This window comes from Winslowiella arboricola, from assembly GCF_025527015.1.
GTDB lineage: Bacteria > Pseudomonadota > Gammaproteobacteria > Enterobacterales > Enterobacteriaceae > Erwinia > Erwinia arboricola.
This window is the reverse complement of the sequence record NZ_JAODIM010000021.1, coordinates 1-323: the sequence shown is the minus strand read 5'-3', so window position 1 is coordinate 323 and position 323 is coordinate 1. Positions and strand designations below refer to the sequence as shown.

Annotated in this window: 1 rRNA gene; it reads right to left on the bottom strand. The window is 52.3% G+C overall.

Annotation, left to right across the window (positions count from 1 at the left end):
• Nucleotide 1: 1 nt before the first annotated feature.
• A 5S ribosomal RNA gene (gene rrf / locus N5923_RS00100) occupies nucleotides 2-117 on the bottom strand.
• Nucleotides 118-323: the final 206 nt, after the last annotated feature.

The following is a 323-nucleotide window of genomic DNA, read 5'->3' as shown; positions in this document are numbered from 1 at the left end:
TGCCTGGCAGTTCCCTACTCTCGCATGGGGAGACCCCACACTACCATCGGCGCTACGGCGTTTCACTTCTGAGTTCGGCATGGGGTCAGGTGGGACCACCGCGCTAAAGCCGCCAGGCAAATTCTTGGTGCTCGAAACGAATCTTTTACGCCGCTGCTGCGTTGGCTCCGCTCGTAAAGTCAGTCACATACCAAAGTATGCTCCTTCCTTTCCTTCACTTGCCGCCTTGCTTCAGCGCAAAATCTTTCGTTTCTGCTGATTCTTATATCCGGTGAACTAAGCTGAAAATTTTCGCGTCTCTCATCACGCTCACCAAAACACTT